At 63.6% G+C, this 24,461-nt stretch carries 20 protein-coding genes; 12 read left to right on the top strand and 8 right to left on the bottom strand.

The annotated features are described in order from the left end of the window. Positions 1 to 96 precede the first annotated feature (96 nt). From kdgD to GGD40_RS34435, 4 genes are all read left to right on the top strand, one after another. On the top strand, positions 97 to 1,014 hold the full coding sequence (gene kdgD / locus GGD40_RS34450) for a 5-dehydro-4-deoxyglucarate dehydratase (protein ID WP_134965340.1): 918 nt from the start codon (positions 97 to 99) through the stop codon (positions 1,012 to 1,014). Between the two features lie 107 nt (positions 1,015 to 1,121). Continuing rightward, on the top strand, positions 1,122 to 2,471 hold the full coding sequence (locus tag GGD40_RS34445; protein ID WP_306456611.1) for an MFS transporter: 1,350 nt from the start codon (positions 1,122 to 1,124) through the stop codon (positions 2,469 to 2,471). Positions 2,472 to 2,669: 198 nt separating this feature from the next. Next, positions 2,670 to 3,413, top strand: coding sequence for a FadR/GntR family transcriptional regulator (locus GGD40_RS34440; RefSeq protein ID WP_176060689.1), 744 nt, complete (start codon positions 2,670 to 2,672; stop codon positions 3,411 to 3,413). A 409-nt stretch (positions 3,414 to 3,822) separates the two neighbouring features. Then, positions 3,823 to 5,064, top strand: a complete 1,242-nt coding sequence (locus tag GGD40_RS34435; RefSeq protein WP_373565401.1) for a Fic family protein — start codon at positions 3,823 to 3,825, stop codon at positions 5,062 to 5,064. A gap of 51 nt (positions 5,065 to 5,115) precedes the next feature. Here GGD40_RS34435 and GGD40_RS34430 read toward each other — a convergent pair whose 3' ends face one another. Continuing rightward, positions 5,116 to 6,699 carry an aldehyde dehydrogenase (NADP(+)) gene (locus GGD40_RS34430; RefSeq protein ID WP_179709089.1) on the bottom strand — a complete coding sequence of 528 codons (1,584 nt, stop codon included), beginning with the start codon at positions 6,697 to 6,699 and terminating at the stop codon, positions 5,116 to 5,118. A gap of 249 nt (positions 6,700 to 6,948) precedes the next feature. Here GGD40_RS34430 and garL point away from each other — a divergent pair, with 249 nt between their 5' ends. The 3 genes from garL to GGD40_RS34415 all read left to right on the top strand — a co-directional run bounded on the left by garL (position 6,949) and on the right by GGD40_RS34415 (position 11,079). Beyond that, positions 6,949 to 7,749, top strand: coding sequence for a 2-dehydro-3-deoxyglucarate aldolase (gene garL, locus GGD40_RS34425; RefSeq protein ID WP_179746722.1), 801 nt, complete (start codon positions 6,949 to 6,951; stop codon positions 7,747 to 7,749). Beyond that, positions 7,746 to 8,675: a 2-hydroxy-3-oxopropionate reductase gene (locus tag GGD40_RS34420; RefSeq protein WP_373565429.1), complete on the top strand. Its 930-nt coding sequence runs from the start codon at positions 7,746 to 7,748 to the stop codon at positions 8,673 to 8,675. Before garL ends, GGD40_RS34420 begins: the two co-directional genes overlap by 4 nt. A 208-nt stretch (positions 8,676 to 8,883) precedes the next feature. Beyond that, positions 8,884 to 11,079, top strand: a complete 2,196-nt coding sequence (locus tag GGD40_RS34415) for a glycoside hydrolase family 28 protein (protein WP_373565400.1) — start codon at positions 8,884 to 8,886, stop codon at positions 11,077 to 11,079. 186 nt (positions 11,080 to 11,265) lie between these two features. On the opposite strand, the gene GGD40_RS34410 is transcribed toward GGD40_RS34415, so the two are convergent. Together GGD40_RS34410 and GGD40_RS34405 are read right to left on the bottom strand one after the other, a co-directional pair. Next, entirely contained in the window at positions 11,266 to 12,564 is a 1,299-nt protein-coding gene (locus GGD40_RS34410) for an MFS transporter (protein ID WP_179746720.1), read from the bottom strand. 28 nt (positions 12,565 to 12,592) lie between these two features. Then, the gene (locus GGD40_RS34405) at positions 12,593 to 13,441 is read right to left on the bottom strand and encodes an NAD-dependent epimerase/dehydratase family protein (RefSeq protein WP_179746719.1); all 849 of its coding nucleotides are present in this window, start codon (positions 13,439 to 13,441) and stop codon (positions 12,593 to 12,595) included. A gap of 428 nt (positions 13,442 to 13,869) precedes the next feature. Here GGD40_RS34405 and GGD40_RS34400 point away from each other — a divergent pair, with 428 nt between their 5' ends. Next, positions 13,870 to 14,409: a DUF2867 domain-containing protein gene (locus GGD40_RS34400; protein WP_179709099.1), complete on the top strand. Its 540-nt coding sequence runs from the start codon at positions 13,870 to 13,872 to the stop codon at positions 14,407 to 14,409. Positions 14,410 to 14,472: 63 nt separating this feature from the next. On the opposite strand, the gene GGD40_RS34395 is transcribed toward GGD40_RS34400, so the two are convergent. The 5 genes from GGD40_RS34395 to GGD40_RS34375 form a co-directional block, all read right to left on the bottom strand. Continuing rightward, complete coding sequence (locus GGD40_RS34395; protein WP_179709101.1) at positions 14,473 to 15,291, bottom strand: alpha/beta fold hydrolase; 819 nt, start codon at positions 15,289 to 15,291, stop codon at positions 14,473 to 14,475. Positions 15,292 to 15,665: 374 nt separating this feature from the next. Continuing rightward, positions 15,666 to 16,424, bottom strand: coding sequence for an IclR family transcriptional regulator (locus GGD40_RS34390; protein WP_179746718.1), 759 nt, complete (start codon positions 16,422 to 16,424; stop codon positions 15,666 to 15,668). A gap of 17 nt (positions 16,425 to 16,441) precedes the next feature. Further along, complete coding sequence (locus GGD40_RS34385) at positions 16,442 to 17,608, bottom strand: acyl-CoA dehydrogenase family protein (protein ID WP_179709103.1); 1,167 nt, start codon at positions 17,606 to 17,608, stop codon at positions 16,442 to 16,444. Positions 17,609 to 17,644: 36 nt separating this feature from the next. After that, complete coding sequence (locus tag GGD40_RS34380; RefSeq protein ID WP_176060678.1) at positions 17,645 to 18,946, bottom strand: CitMHS family transporter; 1,302 nt, start codon at positions 18,944 to 18,946, stop codon at positions 17,645 to 17,647. Between the two features lie 192 nt (positions 18,947 to 19,138). Further along, positions 19,139 to 20,284, bottom strand: coding sequence for a CaiB/BaiF CoA transferase family protein (locus tag GGD40_RS34375; RefSeq protein WP_257030665.1), 1,146 nt, complete (start codon positions 20,282 to 20,284; stop codon positions 19,139 to 19,141). Between the two features lie 411 nt (positions 20,285 to 20,695). Between GGD40_RS34375 and GGD40_RS34370 the strand changes: the two genes are divergently transcribed. From GGD40_RS34370 to GGD40_RS34355, 4 genes are all read left to right on the top strand, one after another. Then, positions 20,696 to 22,108: a cytochrome ubiquinol oxidase subunit I gene (locus tag GGD40_RS34370; RefSeq protein WP_179746716.1), complete on the top strand. Its 1,413-nt coding sequence runs from the start codon at positions 20,696 to 20,698 to the stop codon at positions 22,106 to 22,108. A gap of 46 nt (positions 22,109 to 22,154) precedes the next feature. Beyond that, positions 22,155 to 23,159: a cytochrome d ubiquinol oxidase subunit II gene (gene cydB, locus GGD40_RS34365; RefSeq protein WP_179709109.1), complete on the top strand. Its 1,005-nt coding sequence runs from the start codon at positions 22,155 to 22,157 to the stop codon at positions 23,157 to 23,159. Continuing rightward, positions 23,134 to 23,346, top strand: coding sequence for a hypothetical protein (locus GGD40_RS34360; RefSeq protein ID WP_179744990.1), 213 nt, complete (start codon positions 23,134 to 23,136; stop codon positions 23,344 to 23,346). The genes cydB and GGD40_RS34360 overlap by 26 nt, the downstream gene beginning before the upstream one ends. A 328-nt stretch (positions 23,347 to 23,674) precedes the next feature. After that, complete coding sequence (locus GGD40_RS34355; protein ID WP_179709111.1) at positions 23,675 to 24,454, top strand: response regulator transcription factor; 780 nt, start codon at positions 23,675 to 23,677, stop codon at positions 24,452 to 24,454. Positions 24,455 to 24,461: the final 7 nt, after the last annotated feature.

The raw sequence follows: 24,461 nt of genomic DNA, 5'->3' as shown, positions 1-24,461 counted from the left end.
AACCCCGTTGAGTTAGACGATTTGTTGTTGTACGATGACGTATAAGAAATCTCCATTTCGACAAACAACCCCATACCGCCGCCCTGGATACTCATCATGACGACACCGCAGGAACTCAAGCAGATCGTTTCGGAAGGCCTTCTCTCCTTCCCCGTCACCGACTTCGACGAACAAGGCGATTTCCGCGCCGACACCTATGCCGAGCGCCTCGAATGGCTCGCGCCGTACGGCGCATCGGCGCTGTTCGTGGCCGGCGGCACGGGTGAATTCTTCTCGCTCACGCACGACGATTACTCGAACGTGGTGCGCACCGCCGCCGAAGTCTGCAAAGGCAAGGTGCCAATCCTCGCCGGCGCGGGCGGCCCGACCCGCGTCGCGATCGCCTACGCGAAAGAGGCCGAGCGCCACGGCGCGAACGGCATTCTGCTGATGCCGCATTACCTGACCGAAGCCTGCCAGGAAGGTATCGCCGCGCACGCCGAAGAGGTCTGCAAGTCCGTGCCGAACATGGGCGTGATCATTTACAACCGCGCCAATTCCAAGCTTAACGCCGACATGCTCGAAGGGCTGGCGGAGCGCTGCCCCAACCTGATCGGCTTCAAGGACGGCGTGGGCGAGATCGAAAACATGGTGACGATCCGCCGTCGTCTCGGCGACCGTTTCTCGTACCTCGGCGGCCTGCCGACCGCCGAAGTCTATGCGGCGGCGTATAAGGCGCTGGGCGTGCCGGTGTATTCGTCGGCGGTGTTCAACTTCATTCCGAAGACCGCGATGGACTTCTACCGTGCGATCGCCGCGGACGATCACGCCACCGTCGGCAAGCTGATCGACGAATTCTTCCTGCCGTATCTGGCGATCCGCAACCGTCGCGCGGGCTACGCGGTCAGCATCGTGAAGGCGGGCGCGAAGCTCGTCGGCCACAGCGCCGGCCCGGTGCGCGCGCCGTTGACCGATCTGAACGAAGAAGAAATGGCGAAGCTCGACGCGCTGATCAAGACGCTCGGCCCGCAGTAATTGCGCGCTTGATTGTCGATTGCCAGAAGCGCCCGGGACGGTAACGTCGCCGGGCGTTTTTCGTAGCGCGGCAGCGCGCCGCCCGCATAACGATTCAGGAGATGACGATGGAAATGAGCCGGATGGCGAGTTCCGCCCACGCCGCGAAACGCACGAAGGTCCGCTACACGATCCTGCTGCTGATCTTTCTGATCACGACCTTCAACTACGCGGACCGCGCGACGCTGTCGATCACCGGCTCGGCGATGCGCGGCGAGTTCGGTCTCGACGCGATCAAGATGGGCTACATCTTCTCCGCGTTCAGTTGGGCCTATGTGCTGTCGCAACTGCCGGCCGGCTGGCTGCTGGATCGCTTCGGCGCACGGCGTGTCTACGCGGCGAGCATTTTCTTCTGGTCGCTCTTCACGCTGCTGCAAGGCACGATCGGCTTGCTGGGCAGCGCGGCCGCCGCCATTACCGCGCTGTTCGTGCTGCGCTTCGCGATGGGCGTGGCGGAATCGCCGGCGTTTCCGGCCAATGCCAAAGTGGTGGCGAGCTGGTTCCCCACTACGGAACGCGGCACGGCGTCGGCTATTTTCAATTCGGCGCAGTACTTCGCGGCGGTCGTGTTCACGCCGCTGATGGCGTGGCTCACCCACGCGTTCGGCTGGCACATGGTGTATCTCGTGATGGGCGCGACCGGGCTGCTGCTCGCCCTCACGTGGCTGAAGGTGATGAAGAACCCGGCGGATCATCCACGCGTGTCGCGCGCCGAACTCGACTACATCGAACAAGGCGGCGGCGTGGTGAATGGCCACCAAAAAACCCAGCCCAACGATCTCGCCCAGGCCGGCGGCTGGTTCCTGGTGCGTCAACTGCTCGGCAACCGCATGCTGCTCGGCGTGTATCTCGCGCAGTACTGCATCAACGTGCTGACCTACTTCTTCCTGACGTGGTTTCCGATCTACCTCGTGCAGGCGCGCGGCATGACGATTCTGCATGCGGGTCTGGTCGCGTCGTTGCCGGCGATCTGCGGTTTCTCCGGCGGCGTGCTCGGCGGCATTCTGTCGGACGGGATGATCCGCCGCGGCCATTCGCTGACCGTCGCGCGCAAGGTGCCGATCGTGGGCGGCATGCTGCTGTCGGTGTGCATCATCGGCTGTAACTATGTGTCGACCGACTGGATCGTCGTCGCGCTGATGTCGCTCGCGTTCTTCGGCAAAGGCATTGGCGCGCTCGGCTGGGCGGTCGTCGCGGATACGTCGCCGAAGGAAGCGCTTGGGCTGTCGGGCGCGATCTTCAATATGTTCGGCAACGTGGCCGGCATCGTCACGCCGATCGTGATCGGCTACCTCGTGGCGACGACCGGTTCGTTCAACGGCGCGCTGGTGTTCGTCGGCGTGAACGCGCTGCTGACCGTGTTCAGCTATCTGGTGATCGTGAAAGATATCCGGCGAGTCGAGTTGAGCCGGGGCTAACCCGGCGAGCGGTTATCGTACTTCCATGGCGGCGGCGTCATACGCGCCGCCGCCCCGCCAGGCTTGAAAGAGTACGTCCCGACGACGGCGACGGCGGCGTCGCGGAAAATGATCTGGTGTTTATATAATCAGTCGTCAGACGACGGTATAATGAGACGTACAAGTGTCTGCAACTATCTGATTTAAGGGGCGTTTTCGATGGCTACACCACTGGCATCCGCGGCACCGCCGCGACGCGCTCGCAATCTGGCCGAGTTCGTCGTCAGCTACGTCACCGAGCAGATCGGGTCCAACGCCTTGAAGCCCGGCGACAAACTGCCGACCGAATCGCAGTTGATGGTCACGCTGAGCGTGAGCCGCACCGTGATTCGCGAAGCGATTTCCCGCCTGCAGGCGGGCAAGGTCATCGAAACGCGTCATGGTATCGGCAGCTTCGTGCTGGAGCCGCAGCGCGAAAAACTGGGCATCGACATGGTGCCCGCCACCACGTTGCGCGACGTGTTGTCGATTCTGGAGCTGCGTATCAGCCTGGAGACGGAATGTGCCGGGCTGGCCGCGCAACGCGCCAAACCGGACGACCTCGCGCGCATGCGCACCGCGCTCGACGCGATCGAGGCCACGCGTCACAACGGGCTGGATAGCGTCGACGCCGACTTGCAGTTCCATATCTCGGTGGCGCGCGCCACCGGCAACCGCTACTTCGTCGATATCCTGACGCAGATGGGCAGCGCGCTGATTCCGCGCAACCGGCTCGACTCGGCGGGCATTGCTCGCGCGGAACCGGACGCGTATCTGTCGCTGGTCAATCTCGAACACGAGAGCATTCTCGAGGCCATCACCCGGCACGACGCGGAAGGCGCGCGCGCGGCAATGCGCATGCATCTATCGAATAGCCGCGAGCGGCTGCGGCGGGCGAATGAAACGGCTGAGGCGAATAGCTGAGGCGTTGGCTCTGGCGGCTCTGGTGGTGATAAAAAAGCCTGTGATTTCGTTGTCGAAATCACGGGCTTTTTGTTTTGGCGGGCGGTGTGGGTGTCGCTTGATCGCGTAAGACTGCCCGCGAGCAAAGCCTCTCAAATCACATCAAGACGTTGATAAGGTTGCCCGCAAACTTATCACTAAAACTTAATCTCATCACTTCAGTGATAAAATTTTGCACATCTTATCAAGATCAACTTTTCTTATCACTCAAGTGATATGATTTTGATAAGCTTATCACCTACACGTCGTCATGCCCGCCCAGCCCTCCTTGAACCTTATCGTCGACTACATTGCGCGAGAACTTGAAGCGGGCGCGGCGGGCGTTTCCGCCGGCGCCATCCAGACGCATGTGAACCGCCCGAGGCCCACCGTGAACCGTGCCTTGGCACGGCTCGTCGCAACGGGCGTACTCGAACGGAACGGGGCCGGCCGGGCGGTTACCTACCGGATTTCGCCCCTCCCGTCAGCCACTCCCACGATCGCGCAAGATCAGCAGGAGGCACGAGACTCACCCGCCTGGTGCTATCAGTCCACGGAACTCGTCGCCGCGCTGTCCGCTCCCCTCGGCACCCGTAAGCCCGTTTCCTATCAACGCGTTTTCGTCGACGGCTATCAGCCGAACGTGAGCAGCCTGCTCCCTGCGTCGTTGGCAGCGCAGCTTCAGGAAAAGGGCAAATCGAAGGATCAGCAACCCGCCGGCACCTATGCCCGCAAGGTGCTGGAGCAGTTGCTCATCGACTTGTCCTGGTCCTCGTCACGGTTGGAGGGGAATCGCAAAAGCCGGCTGGACACCCGCGAACTGTTCGAGCGGGGCCGCTCCGAGAGCGATGACCGCGACGCGACCATGCTGCTGAACCACAAGGAAGCGATTGAATTCATGGTGGATGCGGTCCCCACCGAGGGCATGACCGTGCCCGTCGTGCGCAATCTGCAGAGTCTGCTGATGCGCGATCTGTTGCAGGACCCGGCGGATCTTGGCGCGATCCGCAGCAAGATCGTCAACATTCACGGCTCGGTGTATCTGCCCTCTCAGGTTCCCAACCTGCTGGAAGAGATGCTGCGGCAAATCGTCGACAAAGCAACGCGCGTTCACAATCCGGTCGAAGCCGCGTTCTTCCTGTGGGTGAACCTGGCGTATCTGCAGCCCTTCGTGGACGGCAACAAGCGCACCAGTCGTCTGAGCGCCAACATGCCGCTGATGCTGTCGAACTGCGCGCCGCTGTCGTTTCTGGACGTGGAACAAACCGACTACGCGCTAGCGATGCTTGGCGTCTACGAACGGCTCGATGTGTCGCTCGCGGTCGAGTTGTTCGACTGGACCTACCGCCGCTCGATCGACAAATATCAGGTCATTGTCGAGTCGATGGGTGGACCGGACCCGTTGCGGGCCCGTTATCGCGAACACCTAGGCGAGGCGATCCGGCAGATCGTTTTCTTCGGTTCCACGCTCGCTCAGGCGATCGAAGCGGCAGGGATTCCCCCGGTCGATGTGGCGGTGTTCAACGCCATGTTGAACACCGAGCTGGCGCATCTCGAGGCGTACAACTGCGCCCGCTATCGCATGCCGATGACGAAAACGCAGGCGTGGATCGACAAGGGGCGTCCGCGCTAGCGTCGGCGATCTTGCCGCGGAGATCGCGGCAAAAACACCGGCGCCCGCCACTCAACTCCGCGTAATCTCCCCATCGCGGCGACGCCACAAATCCAGCGGATTCGCGTCGGCCAACGCCTCCGGCAGCAATTCCGCCGGGAAATCCTGGTAGCACACCGGCCGCAGGAATCGCTCGATCGAGGTCGTGCCTACCGACGTCGCGCGACTATCCGAGGTCGCCGGGAACGGGCCGCCATGCACCATGGCATGCGAGACTTCGACGCCGGTCGGGAAACCGTTGACCAGAATCCGCCCTGCCTTGCGCTCCAGAATCGGCACCAGCTTGTGCGCCGCCGCGAGATCCGCGCGATCCATCTGCAACGTGGCCGTCAGTTGTCCTTCGACATGTTCGGCCACCGCCAGCATTTCCTGCTCGTCCTTGCAACGTACGATCGTCGAGGTGGGGCCGAACACTTCGTCTTCCAGCGCCGGGGTGGCGAGGAACGTCTGTGCGTCGGTTACGAACAACGCGGCGCACGCCTGCGTCGGGCCGGTCGCGTCGACGCCATGCGCGACGGCCTCCACGCCTTGGGTTCCCGCCAGCTTGCCCTCGCCGGCTTCATAAGCCGCGTGAATGCCGGACGTGAGCATGGTCTGCGCCGGCTTGCCGCTCAATGCGCTGGACGCCGCGGCGACGAAGCTCTTGAGCGCGTCGCCGTCGACGGCAATCGCCAGACCCGGGTTGGTACAGAACTGCCCGGCGCCGAGCACCAGCGAATCGACGAAACCGCGCGCGATGCTCTCGCCGCGCTCAGCCAGCGCGTTCGACAGCAGAAACACCGGGTTGATGCTGCTCATTTCGGCGTAGACCGGAATCGGCTCGGCGCGCGCCGCCGCGATACGCATCAGCGCCACACCGCCCGCGCGCGAACCGGTGAAGCCCACCGCCTTGATCGCCGGATGCGCAACCAACGCTTCGCCGATCGCATTACCCGCGCCGACGACCAGCGAGAACACGCCCTCGGGCAAGTCCATGTCCTGCGCGACGCGCTGGATCACCCGGCCGACCATCTCCGAAGTGCCCAGATGCGCCGGATGCGCCTTCACCACCACCGGGCAACCCGCCGCGAGCGCCGCCGCGGTATCGCCACCCGCCACCGAAAACGCCAACGGGAAATTGCTGGCGCCGAACACCGCGACCGGGCCGAGCGCAATCTTTTGCATCCGCAGATCGGAGCGCGGCAGCGGCTTGCGCTCCGGCAACGGTGAATCAAGCGTTGCGTCAAGCCACTGCCCGGCGCGCACCACTTGCGCGAACAGCTTGAGCTGACCCGTCGTGCGGCCGCGCTCGCCTTCGAGGCGCGCCTTCGGCAGCCCCGACTCCTGCTGCGCGCGCTCGATCAGCGCGTCGCCCAGCGCCGTGATGCCGTCGGCAATGCGTTCGAGAAACTCGGCGCGCACCGTCAGCGGCAAGTGCCGGTACGGCTCGAACGCCTGTTGCGCGAGCTCGCAAGCTCGTCCGACATCGGCCACCGAAGCGCCGCCGAAAACCGGCTCCGCGATGTCGGCACCCGTGGCAGGATTGAACGCATGCAGGGATTTTTCCTCGCCGCGCACGGCTTGGCGACCGATCAGCATTTCGCCGGTAATGGACATTTCGCTTCCTTAAAAAGACTGCCGTAGATATAAGTTATCCTACAACATGGAGAGGGTTACATGCAACCCAAACTACCATTCCTACGGCGAGTTCGGGTATACGTGGCCGTTACAACATAGAGGCCCAATGCTAATCTGCTTTTAGACATACGACGACCTATAACTCAAGCGGCATCGCTCGAGTTCTGCTCACTGGACGGGTCGTCGGCCGGAGCTTGCCCGATTCATCGCCGTTTGAGGAGATATCCCATGCCCGCCGTCGCGCCCTACCAGGCCTTACCTAACAGTTTCCGCCACGCCGTTCGCGCAGGCGACACCTTGATCGGCTGCTGGGCGTCGCTGGCGAGTCCGGTCGTCACGGAATTGCTCGGCATCATCGGTTTCGACTGGATGCTGCTGGACGCCGAACACGCGCCCAACGACGTCCTGACGCTGATCCCCCAGTTGATGGCGCTCAAGGACAGCGCGAGCGCACCGGTCGTGCGGCCGCCGGCTAACGACAGCGTGTTTATCAAACGACTGCTCGACAGCGGCTTCACGAATTTCCTGGTGCCGTTCGTCGACAGCGCCGACGACGCGGCCCGCGCCGTGGCAGCGACGCGTTATCCGCCGCAAGGCATTCGCGGCGTGTCGGTGAGCCAGCGCGGCAATCGCTACGCGACCGTGGCCGACTACTTCCAGATCGCCAACGACAACGTCTGCGTGGTCGTGCAGATCGAAAGCCGCAAAGCCGTCGACGCGATCGACGATATTCTCGCGGTCGACGGCGTCGACGCCGTGTTCGTCGGCCCGTCCGACCTCGCGGCCGCGTACGGCCAGCTCGGCAACCCGAACCATCCGGACGTGCAACAGGCGATCGCGCACGTGTTCGAACGCGCGCAGGCCGTGGGCAAAGCCAGCGGCATCCTCGCGCCGGCCCAGGCCGACGCCGAACGGTATCTCGCGATGGGCTGCCGCGTGATCGCGGTCTGCGCGGACATCGGGCTGCTGAAAAACGCCGCGCAGACGGTTCAACACCACTTCATGCAGAAACAGGCAGGCCAGGCATAACCACGGCCGCCACGACCTCTTGGGAGCACTCCATGCAAAAAGCAGGCTTTATCGGACTCGGCATCATGGGCAAGCCCATGGCCGCCAACCTTCTCAAGAACGGCGTCCCGCTCGCCGCCTTCACGCGCAGCGGCGTGCCCGACGATCTCACCCAGGCCGGCGCCGTCGCGTGTGACAGCCCGGCCGCGGTCGCCGCGCAGGCCGACGTGATTTTCATCATGGTGCCCGATACGCCGGACGTCGAACGCGTGCTGTTCGGCGAACAAGGTCTCGCCGACGCATTGCGCGCGGGACAAACCGTGGTCGACATGAGCTCGATTTCGCCGATGGCCACCCGCGAGTTCGCGGCCCGCGTGCGCGAGCGCGGCGCGGACTATCTGGACGCGCCCGTGTCGGGCGGCGAAGTCGGCGCCAAGGCCGGCTCGCTGACCATCATGGTGGGCGGCGAAAGCGCGAGCTTCGACAGCGTCAAGCCGCTGTTCGACATGATGGGCAAGAACGTCACGCTGATCGGCGCGGTCGGCGCCGGCCAGGTGTGCAAGGTGGCGAATCAGGTGATCGTTGCCGCGACTATCGAAGCGGTCGGCGAAGCGCTGCTGCTCGCCTCGAAAGCCGGCGTCGATCCGGCGCGCGTGCGCGAAGCGCTGATGGGCGGCTTCGCGTCGTCGCGCATTCTCGAAGTACACGGCGAACGGATGACCAAACGCAGCTTCGACCCAGGCTTCCGCATCGAACTGCACCAGAAGGATCTGAACCTCGCGCTCTCGACCGCGCAGGCGCTCGGCGTGTCGCTGCCGAACACCGCCACGTGCCAGGCGTTGTTCAACGCCTGCGTGGCGCACGGCGGCAAGGCGTGGGACCACTCCGCGATGGTGCGCGCGCTGGAAATTCTGGCCAATCACGAAATCGGCCAGCCGGTCGCTTAAGCCGCAAGTCCTCACCCGCAGCACCGCTCCCCCTGCTCTATGCCAATAGACAGGATGGATCGGTGCGTGCGCGACATTTCATCGCTCAAGTTTTCTTACAAAAAGTAGTCAGGATCACTGATAACCAGACAAGCGCTTCCGCCGAAGCAACGATCCTCATCCCCTCAAACATGACTAGCAGATGCCCGCATAGGGCAAGGAGACATCCGTGACCATCCACGATAAAAACAGCGGCGATCCGGCGACATCGAAAATCCGCGAACAGGACAAACTTAACTCCCCCAAACGACGGTCATTCCTCGTGTTCGCAGGAACCTCCGCGGGCGCGGGCCTGTTCGCTACCCTGCCCGGATGCGGCGGCGGCAGCGGTTCGTTAGGTTCCTCGACACCGGCGCCGAGCGCACCGGTCGCGGCGGCGGACCCGATCTGGGGGCCGACCGGCCAGGCAACCGTGATCATCAACAAGCTGGCCAGCATCACACCGTCGATGTTTCCAGCGGTCGATTTCCAGGTGACGAGCTACGGCGCACGCACGCTGCAAGCGTCCGCGTTGATTCAGGCCAGCGCATGGCCGGGCGGCACGATTCCCTGGGTGACCGGCTCGCAGGCCGCGGCATCGCCGCAAAGCCCGGGCTCGACGATCATGGTGCCGTACGACATGACGGACACGGTTTACGACTCGTACGCCGCGTTCAATGCCGCGATTCAGGCTGCGCATGCGGCGGGCGGCGGCCGCGTCGTGGTGCCGGCCGGCAACTGGTATTGCGGCGGCCCGATCGTGCTGCTGAGCAACGTGAATTTCCATCTGAGCTCGGGCTGCACGATCTATTTCAGCCCCAACCCGGTCGACTACGCGAAGAGCGGTCCCTACACGACGGCGAACGGCAATCTGTTCTGGTCGCGCTGGCAGGCCAACGACTGCCTGAACTTCGGCGCGCCGATCTATGCGTACCAGCAGACCAACATCGCGCTGACCGCCGACGACAACACCTGCGTCCTCAACGGTCAGTCCATGACGCCGATGCAGCTGAGCACCAAGGCGCCGACGTCGTGCTGGTGGACCTTCAAAGGCACGAGCGGCGAGTACGGTTACGTGAAACCGGCTTCGGGCGGCGCACCGGTTTCGCAAGCCGACGCGAACACGGGCACCACCGCCTACTCGGCCAACGGCGCCACCTACCCGGGCAACACCGCGCTGACGAGTCTGCCCGCCGCGCAGATCACGAATCCGCAGACCAACGTCTCGTTCACGAATCAGGATGGCACCACGACGACGCTGATGACGCTGCTCACCGCGTCGGGCTGGAATCAGGATCAGAACTATTTGCCGGCGCTGTCGGAACTCGGCGTGCCGGTGCTGAATCGCGTCTTCGGCCTCGGCCATTTTCTGCGGCCGTGCATGGTCGAGTTCATCGGTTGCACGAACGTGTTGCTGCAGAACTATCACACGCAAAACACGCCGTTCTGGCAGCATCATCCGACCGATTGCACGAACGTGCTGATCGACGGCGTGTTCGCGGACAGCATCGGCCCGAACAACGACGGCTTCGATCCGGACGCCTGCAACTACGTGCTGGTGCAGAACGTCCAGTTCAATACCGGCGACGACTGCATCGCGATCAAGTCCGGCAAGTGTCTCGACACGCAGTACGGCCCGATGCAGAACATCGTGGTCCAGAATTGCACGATGCAAAGCGGCCACGGCGGCCTCACGATCGGCAGCGAAATGAGCGCGGGCGTGCAGAACGTCTACGCCCGCAATCTGACCATGCAGAACGCGAACTGGGCGAGCAATCCGCTGAACATCGCGCTTCGCTTCAAGACCAACATGAACCGTGGCGGGTTTATCAACAACGTGTGGATCAACGGCGTCACGCTGCCCAACGGCGTGAATCTGACCGGCAAATACGGCGGCGGCGCGCTCGGCTCGGCGTATCCGGGCTCGGTCGCCGGCACCGGTACGGTCGGTCTCGCGGCCAACCCGTCGACGGGCCAGGGCGGCCTGATCACGTTCGACTGCGATTACAGCCCCTCGGGCGATGCGGTGCGCTGGAACCCGGCGACGATCAACAACGTCAACATCTCGAACGTGAACGCGACCAATACGTCGGGTGCGGTGAGCTACGCGTTGACGTCGGGCTTCCCGGCGACGTCGGGTTCGTGTTTTCAGGCCATCGTCGCGCAGGGTCCGGTCGCCGCGGACTACAACGGTCCGTTGCCCATCCCCAGCGTACCGCCGATCACCGGCGTGACCATCTCGAACTGCAACCTCGGCACGCCGATCTGCACGGGACCGGTATCGGCCACCGTGCCGGGACCGCTCTTCGTGGACAACGTGAAATCCATCACGCTGAGCAATGTGGTGATCGCCGGTGTGACGTATAACGGCGCGCTGACAGGCTAACAGGCTGACGATTGCGAGGTCCGCGGCGTGCAGGCTGCCGCGGACCATGTGTTGGTTCGATGCGGGCGCAACGTGTTGGCTTCAGCACACCTCGCACCCCGCCTCTCGCTCAACCGGTTCAACCCACCACTGCGGCAAAAAAAATGGGACGCTTTCGGGCGTCCCATTTTTACTTCCACCGGTCCATCACTTCACCACCGCTCCCGCTGCCGCCCAATGCGGCTCGGGCGGCGCCTTTTCCGGGCTCTTGGCTAGCAGGCAAACCACACCGGCGGCCACGATATCGAACACCGCCAGCACGACGAACAACGGGCTATAACCGATCCGGGTAACCAGCACACCGAACAGCGCCGTGAACGCCGCGGCGCCCAGGTAGCCCGCCATGCCGCCCATGCCGGTTGCGGTAGCGACTTCGTTCTTGCCGAACATATCCGACGTGATCGCGTACAGCGCACCCGACAAGGTCTGATGCGCGAAGCCACCAACGCACAGCAGCGCCACCGCCGCGTAAGGACTCGCCACCAGACCCACGCACGCCGGTCCGATCATGCACAGCGCGCCGACCACGAACACCAGCTTGCGCGACGTGAACAGCGAGACCTTCGCGTACTTGTGAAACAGCGGGCTGAGGTAACCGCCGAGCACGCAGCCGATATCCGCGGCAAGGAACGGCATCCACGCATACAGCGCGACTTCCTTCAGGTTCATGTGACGCTCGGTCATCATGTACAGCGGAATCCATGCGTTGAAGGTCTGCCATGCCGGCTCCGACAGAATGCGCGGAATGCCGATCGCCCAGAAGTCGCGGCTGCCGAGCATCGCGAAGCGGCTGCGCTTCACGGCGCCGAGGTCGTCGCTATGCTTCGCTTCCTGGCCGCTCAGAATGTAGTCGCGTTCCGCATCGCCCAGCAGCTTCTGCTGGCGCGGATGCTTGTAAAGCACCATCCACAGCACGCTCCAGACGATCCCCGCCACGCCGACAATCACGAACGCCAGTTGCCACTCGCCGTGCAGCAAGGCCCACACCACCAGCGGCGGCGCCAGCAGCGCACCGATCGACGAGCCGATGTTGAACCAGCCGATCGCGACTGACCGCTCCTTGGCCGGAAACCATTCGCTGGTTGCCTTGACGCCGGCTGGAATACCGGCCGCCTCGGCAAGACCGAGCACGCCGCGGAAGAACGCGAGGCTGCGCCAGCCGGTCGACCACGCCGCCGCCGCGCATGCCAGCGACCACGCCAGCGCGAACACCGCGAAGCCGAGCTTGGTACCGACGGTATCGAGCACGAAGCCCGCGACCGGCTGCATGAACGCGTAACAGAGCTGCCACGCGACGACCACGTTCGCGTACTGCGCAGTGGTGATGTTGAGGTCCTTCATCAACGTCGGCGCCGCCACCGACAGCGTATTGCGCGCGAGGTAATTGATGATGAGTCCGGCCGCGACCAGGCTGACCATCCACCAGCGGATGCCCTTGATTTTCATGACTACGTCTCCTCGAATCTCTGACCGGTCAAACGGGCCGGGCTGCCGACGCGGCCGAGCCTGAACGGTCGGGACCGGCGCCCTCGTCCGTGCGCGAATAGTCGATGCCGACGAAGCTGCCGCCCTGGAAACGCTGACCCAACGCATCGAGCGGATTCGGGCGCGCGAGAATCTCTTCGGCGAAGGCTTCGGCGTCCTGCGTCGGCTGATAGCCCAGACGCTCGGCGCCGCTGTTGTCCCACCAGCTACGCGTGTTGGCGGACACGCCCCAGATCGTCAGGAAGCCGACGTCTTCCGCTTCGACACAACGGTCGAGAAAATGCAGCAGATCGCGATGACCGAACCAGGTGCTCAGATGGCGCGGCTCGGTCGGTCGCTCGAGGCAACTGCCGATCCGCACGCAAATGCTTTCGATACCATGCTTGTCCCAGTACATGCGCGCCAGCGCTTCGCCCCACACCTTACTCAGGCCGTAGAAACCGTCCGGACGCAACGCGCAGTCGAGCTCCAGATGCTCGGTGACCGGGTACATGCCGATCGCGTGATTCGAACTGGCGAACACGATGCGCCGCACGCCTTGCCGGCGCGCGCCTTCGTAGACTTCGACCAGCGCGCGCAGATTGTTGTCGATGATTTCGGGCAGCGGACGCTCCACGCTGGTCCCCGCGAAATGAATCAGCACATCCACGCCGTCCAGCAGACGATCGACGATCGCCGGGTCGCGCAGATCGCCGTGCATCACGTCTTCGCCATCCACCAGCGGTGTGAGCGGCTTCGAGCCCGCGGCAGAACGCAACGGCGTACCGCGTGCGACCAACGCCGCGCGCACCACGGCGCCTAGCTGACCACCGGCGCCACTCAGGGCAATCTTCTTCATAAGGTTCCTTTACTGCGCCGCGCGCGCGATCTGACTGGATGACAACCTGCGGGAGAAGCGCGGCTGTTTCGCCTGCGACAATTCGCCTTAGTTGTACGATAACGTACTATCAACGAAGGGAGACCGGATTTCAACCAGGCACTTACCCTTATTCTAAGTTGGGAATCAGGGATTTCCACTTGATAAACAAAGACATAGCTTCACTCTATTTATGTGACGTCATATAACTAGAGCGGTGATTTTTTCGGAGAAAAGTCCACCACCCGCCCACCTCATGTCGTTCAGGTTCAAGCCGGCGGTACTCAACCGCGAGTAGACTGAGTGCGCTCAAGCAAGACCGCGCTGCGTTGCGCAACGCGCAATACACCGCAACTGCTGGAGCAAACGCGCCCTCCGCGCCCGACTACTTTTCAGCGCAGCACGTCACCATGACCAATGCCCTTAGCTCTGTGCTCCCCGTCGCCGTACCGGCGGAATCCGCCGTCAGCGGTCTGTACCACGCGCCGGACCTCGCCGATGCGTACGCGGTCCGTCTGCCGGACGACGCCATCGACGATCCCGAATTGCTCGCGCGCTTTCTGTTCGAGCATCAGGCGGGCTGGGTGGGTAAGTTGATGAGCGTGCGCGATGCGATCGTCGGCCGCTTCGGGCTCAAGACGACCCGACAGTTACGCACCGAAACCTCGCCGGGTTCGCGCGAACGCGTCGAATTTTTCAGAATCTACACGCGCAGCGCGCGCGAGATCATTCTCGGCGAGAACGACAGCCATCTGGATTTCCGGGTGTCCGTGCTGCAGCAAACCCGCGACTCGGACGGCGATCAGTCGCGCTATCTGATCCTCTCGACCGTCGTGCATTGCCACAACGGGCTCGGGCGTTTTTATATTCTCGCGATCGCGCCGTTTCACCGGTTGGTGGTGCGCTCTTCGCTGCGGCGCGCGGCACGGATTGGCTGGCCGACGGCCTGAGCGGCTGAGCGTGCGAACTACCGCGGGCGCGGCCCCAACGCCGCGCCCGCTTCACCGTACTTACTAGCCGATAAACTCCAGCAAATCGGCATTTACCTTATCGGCCTCGACGACACACATACCGTGTTGCCCGCCCGGATACACCTTCAGCGTGGCGTTCTTCACGATCTTCGCCGTTTGCCGCCCCGCCGCGTCGATCGGCACGATCTGGTCGTCGTCGCCATGCAGCACCAGCGTCGGCACGTCGATCTTCTTCAGGTCTTCCGTGTAATCGACTTCGGAGAACTGCTTGATGCAGTCGTACAGGCCTTTGATCGAACCGGCCATGCCTTGCCGCCAGAACGAATCGATCACGCCTTGCGAGACCTTCGCGTTCGGACGGTTATAGCCGTGGAACGGCACCGCCAGATCCTTGAAAAACTGCGAGCGGTCGTCCACCACGCCTTTGCGGATACCGTCGAACACGTCGATCGGCAGGCCGATGGGGTTGCCCTCCGTCTTCAGCATCAGCGGCGGCACCGCGCCGATCAGCACGGCCTTCGCGACCCGCTGCGTGCCATGCCGGCCGATGTAATGCGCCACTTCACCACCGCCGGTCGAATGGCCGACGAGCGTCGCGTCCTGCAGGTCGAGATGCTCGATCAGCGCCGCGAGGTCGTCGGCGTAGGTATCCATGTCGTTGCCGTCCCACGGCTGGGCCGAACGGCCATGACCGCGGCGGTCGTGCGCGATCACGCGGAAACCCTTGCTACCGAGAAACAGCATCTGCGCGTCCCACGCGTCAGCCGTCAACGGCCAGCCGTGCGAGAACACGACCGGGCGGCCCTTGCCCCAATCCTTGTAGAAAATGTCCGTACCGTCTTTCGTCTTGATCGTGCTCATCTGCTGACTCCTTTTGGTGAAGTCTGCCGTTACCGGCAGGGGGATGAAGCGTGCTCGTTCAAACCGTTCGCGTGACGCGCGGGCGCGATGCTCTTACTGGCAACGTATGCCCCACGCCCTACAGCTCTATGACGGATTCGCGAAGCGCCGATGAATCTCACGGGCGCCTCGGCATGACTATTCGAAGCGAATAACGGGAATCGATGGATGAATCGCCACGGCGTAACGCTCATGAATTCCGGAGCGCGCGTTCAGCTGAGGAACGCTGCCGTTTGGCTGTCTGCATGGTAGAGGTAAATGCGCGCGCTGACTACCGCGCGGCCTGCCAGAAAGTCGATTCCGGTGGCGTGATTGTCGGTTGAAGACGAGTCGGGCTACGCCTGGGGTTCCTGCTGCTCCGACTCCTGCGCTTCGATCGCCTGTTTCACGCGCATCAATTCCGTGGCGTGGGCGTTCTGATCTTTCTGGATACGCTCGGTCGGACCCACGACCGACAGCCCGTACAGGTCGCCGCCTATCGTCACCGCCACGGCCACCGCCGACAATTCCGGCGCACTCTCGCCGAGATTGGCGCACCAGCCTTGCGCTTTGGCCGCCGCGGCCTGCGCAACGAGCGCGGGCAGATCGACGACCGTCGCGGCGGTGAAGTGGTCGAACGACAACTGCGTGCCGAGCGCCTGCTGCGCCGCTGCATTCAGTTCGCCAAAAATCGCCTTGCCGATCGAGTTCGCATGCAAGGGCCGCAACTCGCCGGGCGCGCGCGTATAGCGGATCGCCTTGGTGGATTCCACCACGTCGAGGTACACCACCGCCGCGCCTTGAATCTTGCCGAGCACCGCGGTCTCGCCGCTTGCGTCGCGCAATTGAACCAGCCGCGGATGCACCATCTCGACAATCGGATCGACCGCATTGATTGCGCTTGCAAGCATCTGCAAACGCCGGGTCGGATAGTAGCCGCCGCGCTTTCTGACTTCGTAGAGATAGCCGCGGCTCACCAGCGTGCGCGCCAGCGCGAGGCAGCTCGACATCGGCACGTTCAGCAAACGCGCCAGCTCGGTGAGCGGCAGCGGCCGTTGCTCGGCGGCAAACAGTTCGAACAGGTCCAGCGTGCGGGCAACGAGTTTGACATCCATGGCGGTTCGGAGAGACTTCAATACGACTTCGGCAGGCCCAGTACTTTCTCCGCGATGAAACACAGAATCATCTGCGGACTCACGGGCGCGAGCCTCGGAATCATACACTCCCGCAGATAGCGTTCGACGTGATATTCCTTCGCGTAGCCCATCCCGCCGAGCGTGGCGATTGCCGTCTGACACGACTGGAACGCAGCTTCGGCGGCGAGGTATTTGGCGGCGTTGGCTTCGGCGCCGCACGGCTGACCGGCGTCGTACAACGCGGCCGCTTTGAACACCATCAGATTGGCGGCTTCGAGTTGCATCCATGCCTGTGCGAGCGGATGCTGGATCCCCTGGTTCTGGCCGATCGGCCGGCCGAATACCACCCGCTCCTTCGCGTATTGCGTGGCGCGCTTCAACGCCGCCTGACCGAGGCCGATCGCTTCGGCGGCGATCAGAATCCGCTCCGGGTTCAGACCGTGCAGCAGATAGCGAAAGCCCGCGCCTTCGTCGCCGATGCGGTCTTCCACCGGCACCCGCAGATTGTCGATGAACAGCATGTTCGAATCGACCGCCTTGCGGCCCATCTTCTCGATCTCGCGCACTTCCACGCGCTCGCGATCCAGATCCGTATAGAACAGCGTGAGGCCGTCGGTCGGTTTGGCGCACTGCTCGAACGGCGTGGTGCGCGCGATGATCAGCATCTTGCTCGCCACCTGCGCGGTCGAGATCCAGATCTTGCGGCCGGTCAGCACGTAGTGGTCGCCATCGCGCACGGCCTGGGTTTTCAGATGCGTGGTGTCGAGACCGGCGTCCGGTTCGGTGACCGCGAAACAGGCCTTGTCGCGACCGTCGATCAGCGGCGGCAGGAAGCGCCGCTTCTGCGCGTCGTTGCCGAACACCTGCACCGGGTTCAGGCCGAAGATGTTCATATGCACCGCCGACGCCCCCGACAAGCCCGCGCCCGAGCCGCTGATGGTGCGCATCATCAGCGCCGCCTCGGTCATGCCGAGGCCCGAGCCGCCGTAGTCCGGCGACATCGCGATGCCGAGCCAGCCCGCGTCGGCCAGCGTGCGATGAAAGTCGTGCGGGAAGCCGCCGTCGCGATCGCGCGAGAGCCAGTACTCGTCATCGTATTTTTCGCAGAGCTTTTCGATCGCGGCCTGGATCGATAGCTGGTCTTCGGTGAGATCGAAATTCATATCAACGTCCTTGGTAAAGCCCTATAAGCAACCGGCTCAGAGCGGAAACACGCCGACCAGCACCGCGGTGAACACCATGATGACGGTGGCGGCGAAGAGAAAGGGAATCGTGAATTTCTGATGCTCGGCGAGTTCGACACCAGTCAGGCCGACGATCAGAAACGTGGCCGGCGTCAGCGGACTGACCGGGAAACCGGTGGTCATCTGCCCGAGCAACGCCGCCTGCGCCATCTGCACGGGCGGCACGCCGAGCAGCTTGCCGCTCTCCGCGAGCACCGGCAGGATGCCGAAATAGAACGAGTCGGGATCGAACAGCAGACTGAGCGGCATCGACACGAGCCCGAGCACGAACGGCATATGACGCGCGTGTTCGACCGGCACGTGCTGCACGAGCACCTGCGCCATCGCGGTGAGCATGCCGGTGCCGGACATGATGCCGGTGAACGCGCCCGCCGCCAGCAGCACGCTGGCCATCATCAGCGCGGCTTTGGCGTGCGCGTCGATACGCTCGCGCTGCTGCTTGACGTCCGGATAATTGATGATCAGCGCGGCGACCGTGCCGAGCATGAACATCACCATCGGATCGACAATGCCCGACACCAGCGTGACCAGCACGAACAGCGTCAGCGCGAGGTTGATCCAGAAGCGGCCCGGGCGGCGCAACACCTGCTCTTCCGCGCTCAGTTCGCGCGGCGTCACCGCCACGGCCGCGGCGCTCGCGCGGTCGAGCCCGAGACGCTTTTCCTCGCGTTTGCCGAGCCAGTACGCGCTACCGAAGACGAACACCAGTCCGACGATCTGCACCGGCAGCATCGGATAAAAAATCACCGTGCCGGGGATATGCAAGGCGGCGGACGCGCGCAGCATCGGCCCCACCCACGGCAGAAAATTCACGCCCGCCGCCATCGACGCGACGCACGCCAGAATCCGTTTATCGATGCCGAGGCGTGTGTAAAGCGGCAGCATCGCGGGCAGCGTGACGAGAAACGTCACCGCACCGGAACCGTCGAGATGAATCAGCAGCGCGAGCAATGCGGAGCCCATCACGATTCGCGTGGGGTGACAGCCGACCACCCGCAACACACCGTTGATGATCGGATCGAGCATGCCGGCGTCGGTCAGGATCCCGAAGAACAGAATCGCGAACACGAACATGCCGGCCACCGGCCCGATGTTCTGCACACCGTGCACGATGTACTTGGCGGTCGAGAGGCCAAAGCCGGCCGCGAGCGCCGCCACGATCGGCACGACGATCAACGCGACGAGCGGCGACAGGCGCTTCGTGATGATCAGGCCGAACAGCGCGACGATCGCGACGGTGCCGATCAGCGCGAGCATGACGCGGCTCCTCGCGCACGGAACGCGCTCGCAGTCGAAGAAGCGTTAAAAGCCGACGGCGAGCGCCGTCCTGCGCGATTCGTGCACATGCTGTCTCCTTGGCGGCACGCGGCCGCTCTTTATGGTTTCGACGGAAATGGCTTCAGATGAAGCGTGGGTGAAGCGGGATGAAACGCGAATGAAGTGGCAACCTCAATCGTCGGCGGGCGGCTTGCCGAACACCTGCTCAGCGTGTTCGTTCAATCCGGGCGGCGTGCTGCGATAGGTGGCCGGCGTGCGGCTCAGCTTGATCGGCGACGCGATGCCACGGTACGAGCCGAGCTCCACCCGCATCGCCCGATGCGCGGTGTGCGGATGCTCCAGCGCCGCGCCGAGCCCGAGCACCGGCGCGCACGGCACGCCGCGCCGGATCAGCGTATCGGCGAGCAACTCGCCTTGCCACGACGCGAAGCGCTGCTCCAACTCCGCGCGCAATTCGCGCCGGTGCGCACTGCGCTCGCGGTTGCTGGCAAAACGCGGATCGTCGACCAGCACCTGCGCATCGATCACCGCGCACAGTCCCGCGAATTGCGAGTTATTGCCCACCGCCAGAAAGATATCGACGCTGCCCGTATGGAACATGTCGTACGGCGTGATGTTCGGATGCGCATTGCCGGTGCGCTGCGGCTCCTGGCCCGAGTAGAACCAGTTCGGCGTATGCGGATGCAGGATCGACAACGCGCTGTCGAACAGCGTCGACTCGACGAACTGGCCCTGCCCGCTCGTCTCGCGCTCGCGCAGCGCCATCAGGATGCCGAGCGCCGCATTCAGGCCGGTGACGAGATCGACGATCGGCACGCCGACGCGCAACGGCGCGCCGCCCGCCTCGCCGTTCACGCTCATCAGACCGGTCAACGCCTGGACCGCCGCGTCGTAACCCGGCAGCGCGCCGAGCGGCCCATCGGCGCCGAAGCCGGACACGCGGCAATGCACGAGCCGCGGAAAGCGCGCGCGCAACGTGTCGTAGCCGAGCCCCCAGCGCTCCAGCGTGCCGATCTTGAAGTTCTCGACCAGCACGTCGGCGGTTTCGAGTAATTGCAGCAGCTTGTCGCGCTCGGCGGGCTGGCGCAGATCGAGCGCCACGCCCAGCTTGTTGCGATTCACACCGATGAAATACGATGCCGTGTCGCCGTCGAACGGCGGCCCCCAGGTGCGCGTTTCGTCGCCGTCGGGCGGCTCGACCTTGATCACCTCGGCGCCGTGGTCGGCGAGGATCTGCGTGCAGTACGGACCGCCCAGCACGCGTGACAGATCGATAACGCGAAGTCCCGCGAGCGAACCCGGCGTGAGATTGAACAAAGCTTGTCTCCTGAATGACCGCTGAAGGCAGCGGCGCTTAATTCCCATGCATGAATAAAACTTTATGCTCAGGAATTATTGAAGTCAAGCCGGTTGAGGGGAAACACCTGGGCCTGCTTGCCCCAGCGTGTCGGTGCATCCGCCGGGTGCTGCAGCGCGGTCGATTGCCGCAGTTTCACGGCGGTGCGTCAAAACGCACGCCGCGGCACATTCAGGAAAACTTGATACCTATCAATAACTTGCTGTCTCAAAATTGAAAATCGTCGTAAAACAAGGTGGTTTTTTGACGCATGTCGCATCGCAGCACGAAATCCGCCGATCCCCTACGCTTCGCCCATCTGCCCAGCAGTGCGCACCGACAACGGTCGACGCGCGTAGTCCGCCCCCGCGGGCCTCACGCCCTTCACGCTCATGAACTCCGCACTATCGGCATTCGATCTCGCCCGCATCCAGTTTGCGTTTACCGTCTCGTTTCACATCGTGTTCCCGGCGCTCAGCATCGGCCTCGCCAGCTTCATTGCCGTGCTCGAATGGCGCTGGCTCAAAACCGGCAAGGCGTACTACAAAGATCTTTGCCTGTTCTGGTCGAAGATCTTCGCAGTCGCCTTCGGTATGGGCGTCGTCTCCGGCGTGGTGATGAGCTATCAGTTCGGCACCAACTGGTCGGGCTTCTCCAGTTTCGCCGGACCCGTCACCGGGCCGCTGCTGATGTACGAGGTGATGACCGCGTTCTTCCTCGAAGCGGGCTTCCTCGGCATCATGCTGTTCGGCTGGCAGCGCGTGAGTCCGCGCGCCCACTTCGGCGCCACGCTGATGGTGGCAGTCGGCACGCTGATCTCGACCTTCTGGATTCTCGCGTCCAATAGCTGGATGCAAACGCCGCAAGGCTTCGAAGTCGTCAACGGCCGCGTCGTGCCGCTCGACTGGTTCAAGATCATTTTCAATCCGTCGTTCCCGTACCGGCTCGCGCATATGGCGCTCGCGGCGTTCATCGTCGCCGGACTGGTGGTAGCGGCCGTGGGTGCGTGGCACCTGCTGCGCGGACGGCGCGATCCGGCCGTCAAGAAGATGTTTTCGATGGCGCTGTGGCTGCTGCTGATCCTCACGCCGATTCAGGCGGTGGTCGGCGATCAGCATGGCTTGAATACGCGCAAGTATCAGCCGGCCAAGATCGCGGCGATCGAAGGTCTGTGGGAAACCGAGAAAGGCGGCACCGCGCTGAATCTGTTCGGCATTCCCGACATGCAGGCGGAAACCACGCGCTATGCGGTGTCGATTCCGCATCTGGGCAGCCTGATCCTCACGCATAGCTGGGACGGCGAAATTCGCGGCCTCAAGGAATTCCCGCCGCAAGACCGGCCGAACTCGACGGTGGTGTTCTGGAGTTTCCGGATCATGGCCGGCCTCGGCACGCTGATGATTCTGATGTCGATCGTCGCGTGGGCAATGCGCCGCCGTGAACGCCTGTTCGAATCGAAGTGGTTCCAGCGTTGCGTGCTCGCCATGGGCCCGACCGGCTTCATTTCGCTGCTGGCCGGCTGGGTCACCACCGAAGCCGGACGTCAGCCGTGGGTCGTGTACGGCGTGATGCGCACGTCGCAGGCCGTGTCGCCGTTGACCACCCAGCAGGTCGGCATTTCGCTGATGACCTTCGTGGTCGTGTACTTCCTCGTGTTCGGCACCGGCGTCTACTACATGCTCAAGCTGATGCGCTCGGGTCCGGCGCTGCCGGGCCAGACGCCGAACGGCGTGCCGCATCCCACGCCGAATCAGACCGCGCGCCGCCCGCTCTCCGCCGCCGATCAGATGATCGACGCCGCCTGAGCCCGACCTTCACGCATCACTTGCGACATAAAAAGCGAGAAAGACAATGGACGTAACCGTAGTGTGGGCCGCGATCATCGCGCTGGGCCTGTTCATGTATGTGGTGCTGGACGGCTTCGATCTGGGCATCGGCATCATCTTCCCGTTCTTCCCCGACGAGAAAGAGCGCGACCTGATGATGAACACCGTCGCGCCGGTGTGGGACGGCAACGAAACCTGGCTCGTGCTCGGCGGCGCCGGTTTGTTCGCGGTGTTTCCGGCGGTGTATTCGACCGTGCTGTCCGCGCTCTACCTGCCGCTGATCTTCATGCTGGTGTGCCTGATCTTCCGTGGCGTGTCGTTCGAGATCCGCGCCAAGGCGAATCGCACCAAGCATCTGTGGGATCTGGCCTTCATAGGCGGTTCGGCGGGCGCGACGTTCTTCCAGGGCATCGCGCTGGGCGCGTTCCTGCAAGGCATTCCGGTGATCGACGGCGCCTATGCCGGCGACGCCTTCGGCTGGCTCACGCCGTTCAGCCTGCTGACGGGTCTCGGACTGGTGGTGACCTATGCGCTGCTCGGCTGCTGCTGGCTGGTGGCGAAGACCGAAGGCGATCTGCAACGCCGACTGCATCGCGTGGTATGGCCGCTGACGCTGGTGCTGCTCGGCTTCATCGCAATGGTCAGCCTGTGGACGCCGCTGCAAGACCCGAACATCGCGCAGCGCTGGTTCCACGACAACCTGTTCTACCGTCTGCTGCCGGTGCCGTTCCTCGTGGCGGTGTGCGCGTTCTTCATGTATCGCGCGGTGCGTGACCGGCATCACAACACGCCGTTCGCGCTGGCGTTGCTGCTGGTGCTGCTCGGCTACGTGGGGCTGCTGGTGAGCCTGTGGCCGTATGCGATTCCGTCGAGCATGACGTTGTGGGAGGCGGCCGCCCCGCGTTCGAGCCAGATGTTCACGCTGGTCGGCGCGGCGGTGATTCTGCCGATCATCCTCGGCTATACGACGCTGGGTTACTGGGTATTTCGCGGCAAGGTGAGTCATGGCGACCAACATCACTATCATTAAGCGGCTGCAAGCGCGCAACGTTGGCAACGACGACAGCGGCATTGCCGCCAGCCGTCGGCCGGCGGCGCGCAAACTGCCCGGCTGGCTGTGGTTCGTCGCGTTGTGGTGCTTCGGCGTGGGCACGGCGATGTCGCTCGGTTTCGCGTTCAAGCTTCTGATGAATGCGACGCTGTTCGCGGTCAAATAGACGCCCGTTCGCGCAGGTTAAGCCGATGCGCATAACCTTCGGCATCCTGCGTGCTTTGCTTAAAAATGGGAGCAGCCTGCTCGTCTACCTAGCAAGCCGGAACCGATGCGCGGGAGACCAGCCTCATACAAAACGCGGTGCATGGGTGCACCCGGCGATCGTACAAATAGAAAGTTGGCGGCGCAGCACAGCGGAACACGCAGCGCGCCGCCGGCGGGCTTATGATCGCGAGATAGCCGGCAATGATGCGATTCACCACAATAGAAGTAAAACGAAACCCGACAACGGCGGTAGTCCACCACGCGCAGGCCCGACTCGCGGAGACATCATGAAGTTTCTTGTGGCCGACGACCATGAACTGATCAGGCAAGGCGTCAAAGGCATGCTGCGCGGGCTCGATCCCGACGCCCAGTTCGACGAAGCCGATAGCTGGGAAACCCTCGCCACCGCCGCGCGTCCCGACGCCGACCACGATCTCGCGATCGTCGATCTGCATATGCCCGGCATGAGCGGCGCTTCATCGCTCGAGGTGCTGTTGAAGGCGAACCCGGCGTTGCCGGTGGTCGTGTTGTCCGCCGAAGAATCGCCCGACGAAATGCGCGCGGTGCTGGCCGCCGGCGCGCTTGGTTTCGTGCCGAAGCGGCAGCCCGCGAGCGTGATGCTGAAAGCGATCGAACTGGTACTGTCGGGCGGCGCGTATGTACCGATGGAAGCGCTGAGCCTGCTCGGTTCGCGTGAGACCAAGGCCAGCCCCGTGCATGCCGATACGGCGGCTGAGATGGCGCTGCAAGGCGCGGGCGCGTCGTCAGTCGCGCAGGCTGCCGCGCCAACGTCAGGCGTCTCCGGCGTCACGGAACCGATCACGCAGATCCAGTCGCTGCAGCCGCATCAGCAGCATTTGCTGGAGAACCTGTCGCCGCGTCAGCAGGACATCATGCGGCTCGTGCATCGCGGCTGGACCAACAAGATGATCGCGCGCGATCTGGGTGTCGCCGAAGGGACGGTGAAGGTGCATCTGTCGGTGATCTTCCGGGCGCTCGGCGTGCACAACCGGTCGACGGCGATCGCGGTGATCAACGGCTGGCTGGAAGCGGGGAAGACTTTGTAGCGGTGTG

The organism is Paraburkholderia bryophila (assembly GCF_013409255.1).
GTDB lineage: Bacteria > Pseudomonadota > Gammaproteobacteria > Burkholderiales > Burkholderiaceae > Paraburkholderia.
The sequence above is the reverse complement of the archived record's forward strand: the minus strand, read 5'-3'. Positions and strand labels throughout refer to the sequence as shown.

Coding starts and splice junctions, on each gene's coding strand:
- kdgD (WP_134965340.1), top strand. CDS start 97: ATGACGACACCGCAGGAACTCAAGCAGATCGTTTCGGAAGGCCTTCTC.
- GGD40_RS34445 (WP_306456611.1), top strand. CDS start 1,122: ATGGAAATGAGCCGGATGGCGAGTTCCGCCCACGCCGCGAAACGCACG.
- GGD40_RS34440 (WP_176060689.1), top strand. CDS start 2,670: ATGGCTACACCACTGGCATCCGCGGCACCGCCGCGACGCGCTCGCAAT.
- GGD40_RS34430 (WP_179709089.1), bottom strand. CDS start 6,699: ATGTCCATTACCGGCGAAATGCTGATCGGTCGCCAAGCCGTGCGCGGC.
- garL (WP_179746722.1), top strand. CDS start 6,949: ATGCCCGCCGTCGCGCCCTACCAGGCCTTACCTAACAGTTTCCGCCAC.
- GGD40_RS34410 (WP_179746720.1), bottom strand. CDS start 12,564: ATGAAAATCAAGGGCATCCGCTGGTGGATGGTCAGCCTGGTCGCGGCC.
- GGD40_RS34405 (WP_179746719.1), bottom strand. CDS start 13,441: ATGAAGAAGATTGCCCTGAGTGGCGCCGGTGGTCAGCTAGGCGCCGTG.
- GGD40_RS34400 (WP_179709099.1), top strand. CDS start 13,870: ATGACCAATGCCCTTAGCTCTGTGCTCCCCGTCGCCGTACCGGCGGAA.
- GGD40_RS34395 (WP_179709101.1), bottom strand. CDS start 15,291: ATGAGCACGATCAAGACGAAAGACGGTACGGACATTTTCTACAAGGAT.
- GGD40_RS34390 (WP_179746718.1), bottom strand. CDS start 16,424: ATGGATGTCAAACTCGTTGCCCGCACGCTGGACCTGTTCGAACTGTTT.
- GGD40_RS34385 (WP_179709103.1), bottom strand. CDS start 17,608: ATGAATTTCGATCTCACCGAAGACCAGCTATCGATCCAGGCCGCGATC.
- GGD40_RS34380 (WP_176060678.1), bottom strand. CDS start 18,946: ATGCTCGCGCTGATCGGCACCGTCGCGATCGTCGCGCTGTTCGGCCTG.
- GGD40_RS34370 (WP_179746716.1), top strand. CDS start 20,696: ATGAACTCCGCACTATCGGCATTCGATCTCGCCCGCATCCAGTTTGCG.
- cydB (WP_179709109.1), top strand. CDS start 22,155: ATGGACGTAACCGTAGTGTGGGCCGCGATCATCGCGCTGGGCCTGTTC.
- GGD40_RS34360 (WP_179744990.1), top strand. CDS start 23,134: ATGGCGACCAACATCACTATCATTAAGCGGCTGCAAGCGCGCAACGTT.
- GGD40_RS34355 (WP_179709111.1), top strand. CDS start 23,675: ATGAAGTTTCTTGTGGCCGACGACCATGAACTGATCAGGCAAGGCGTC.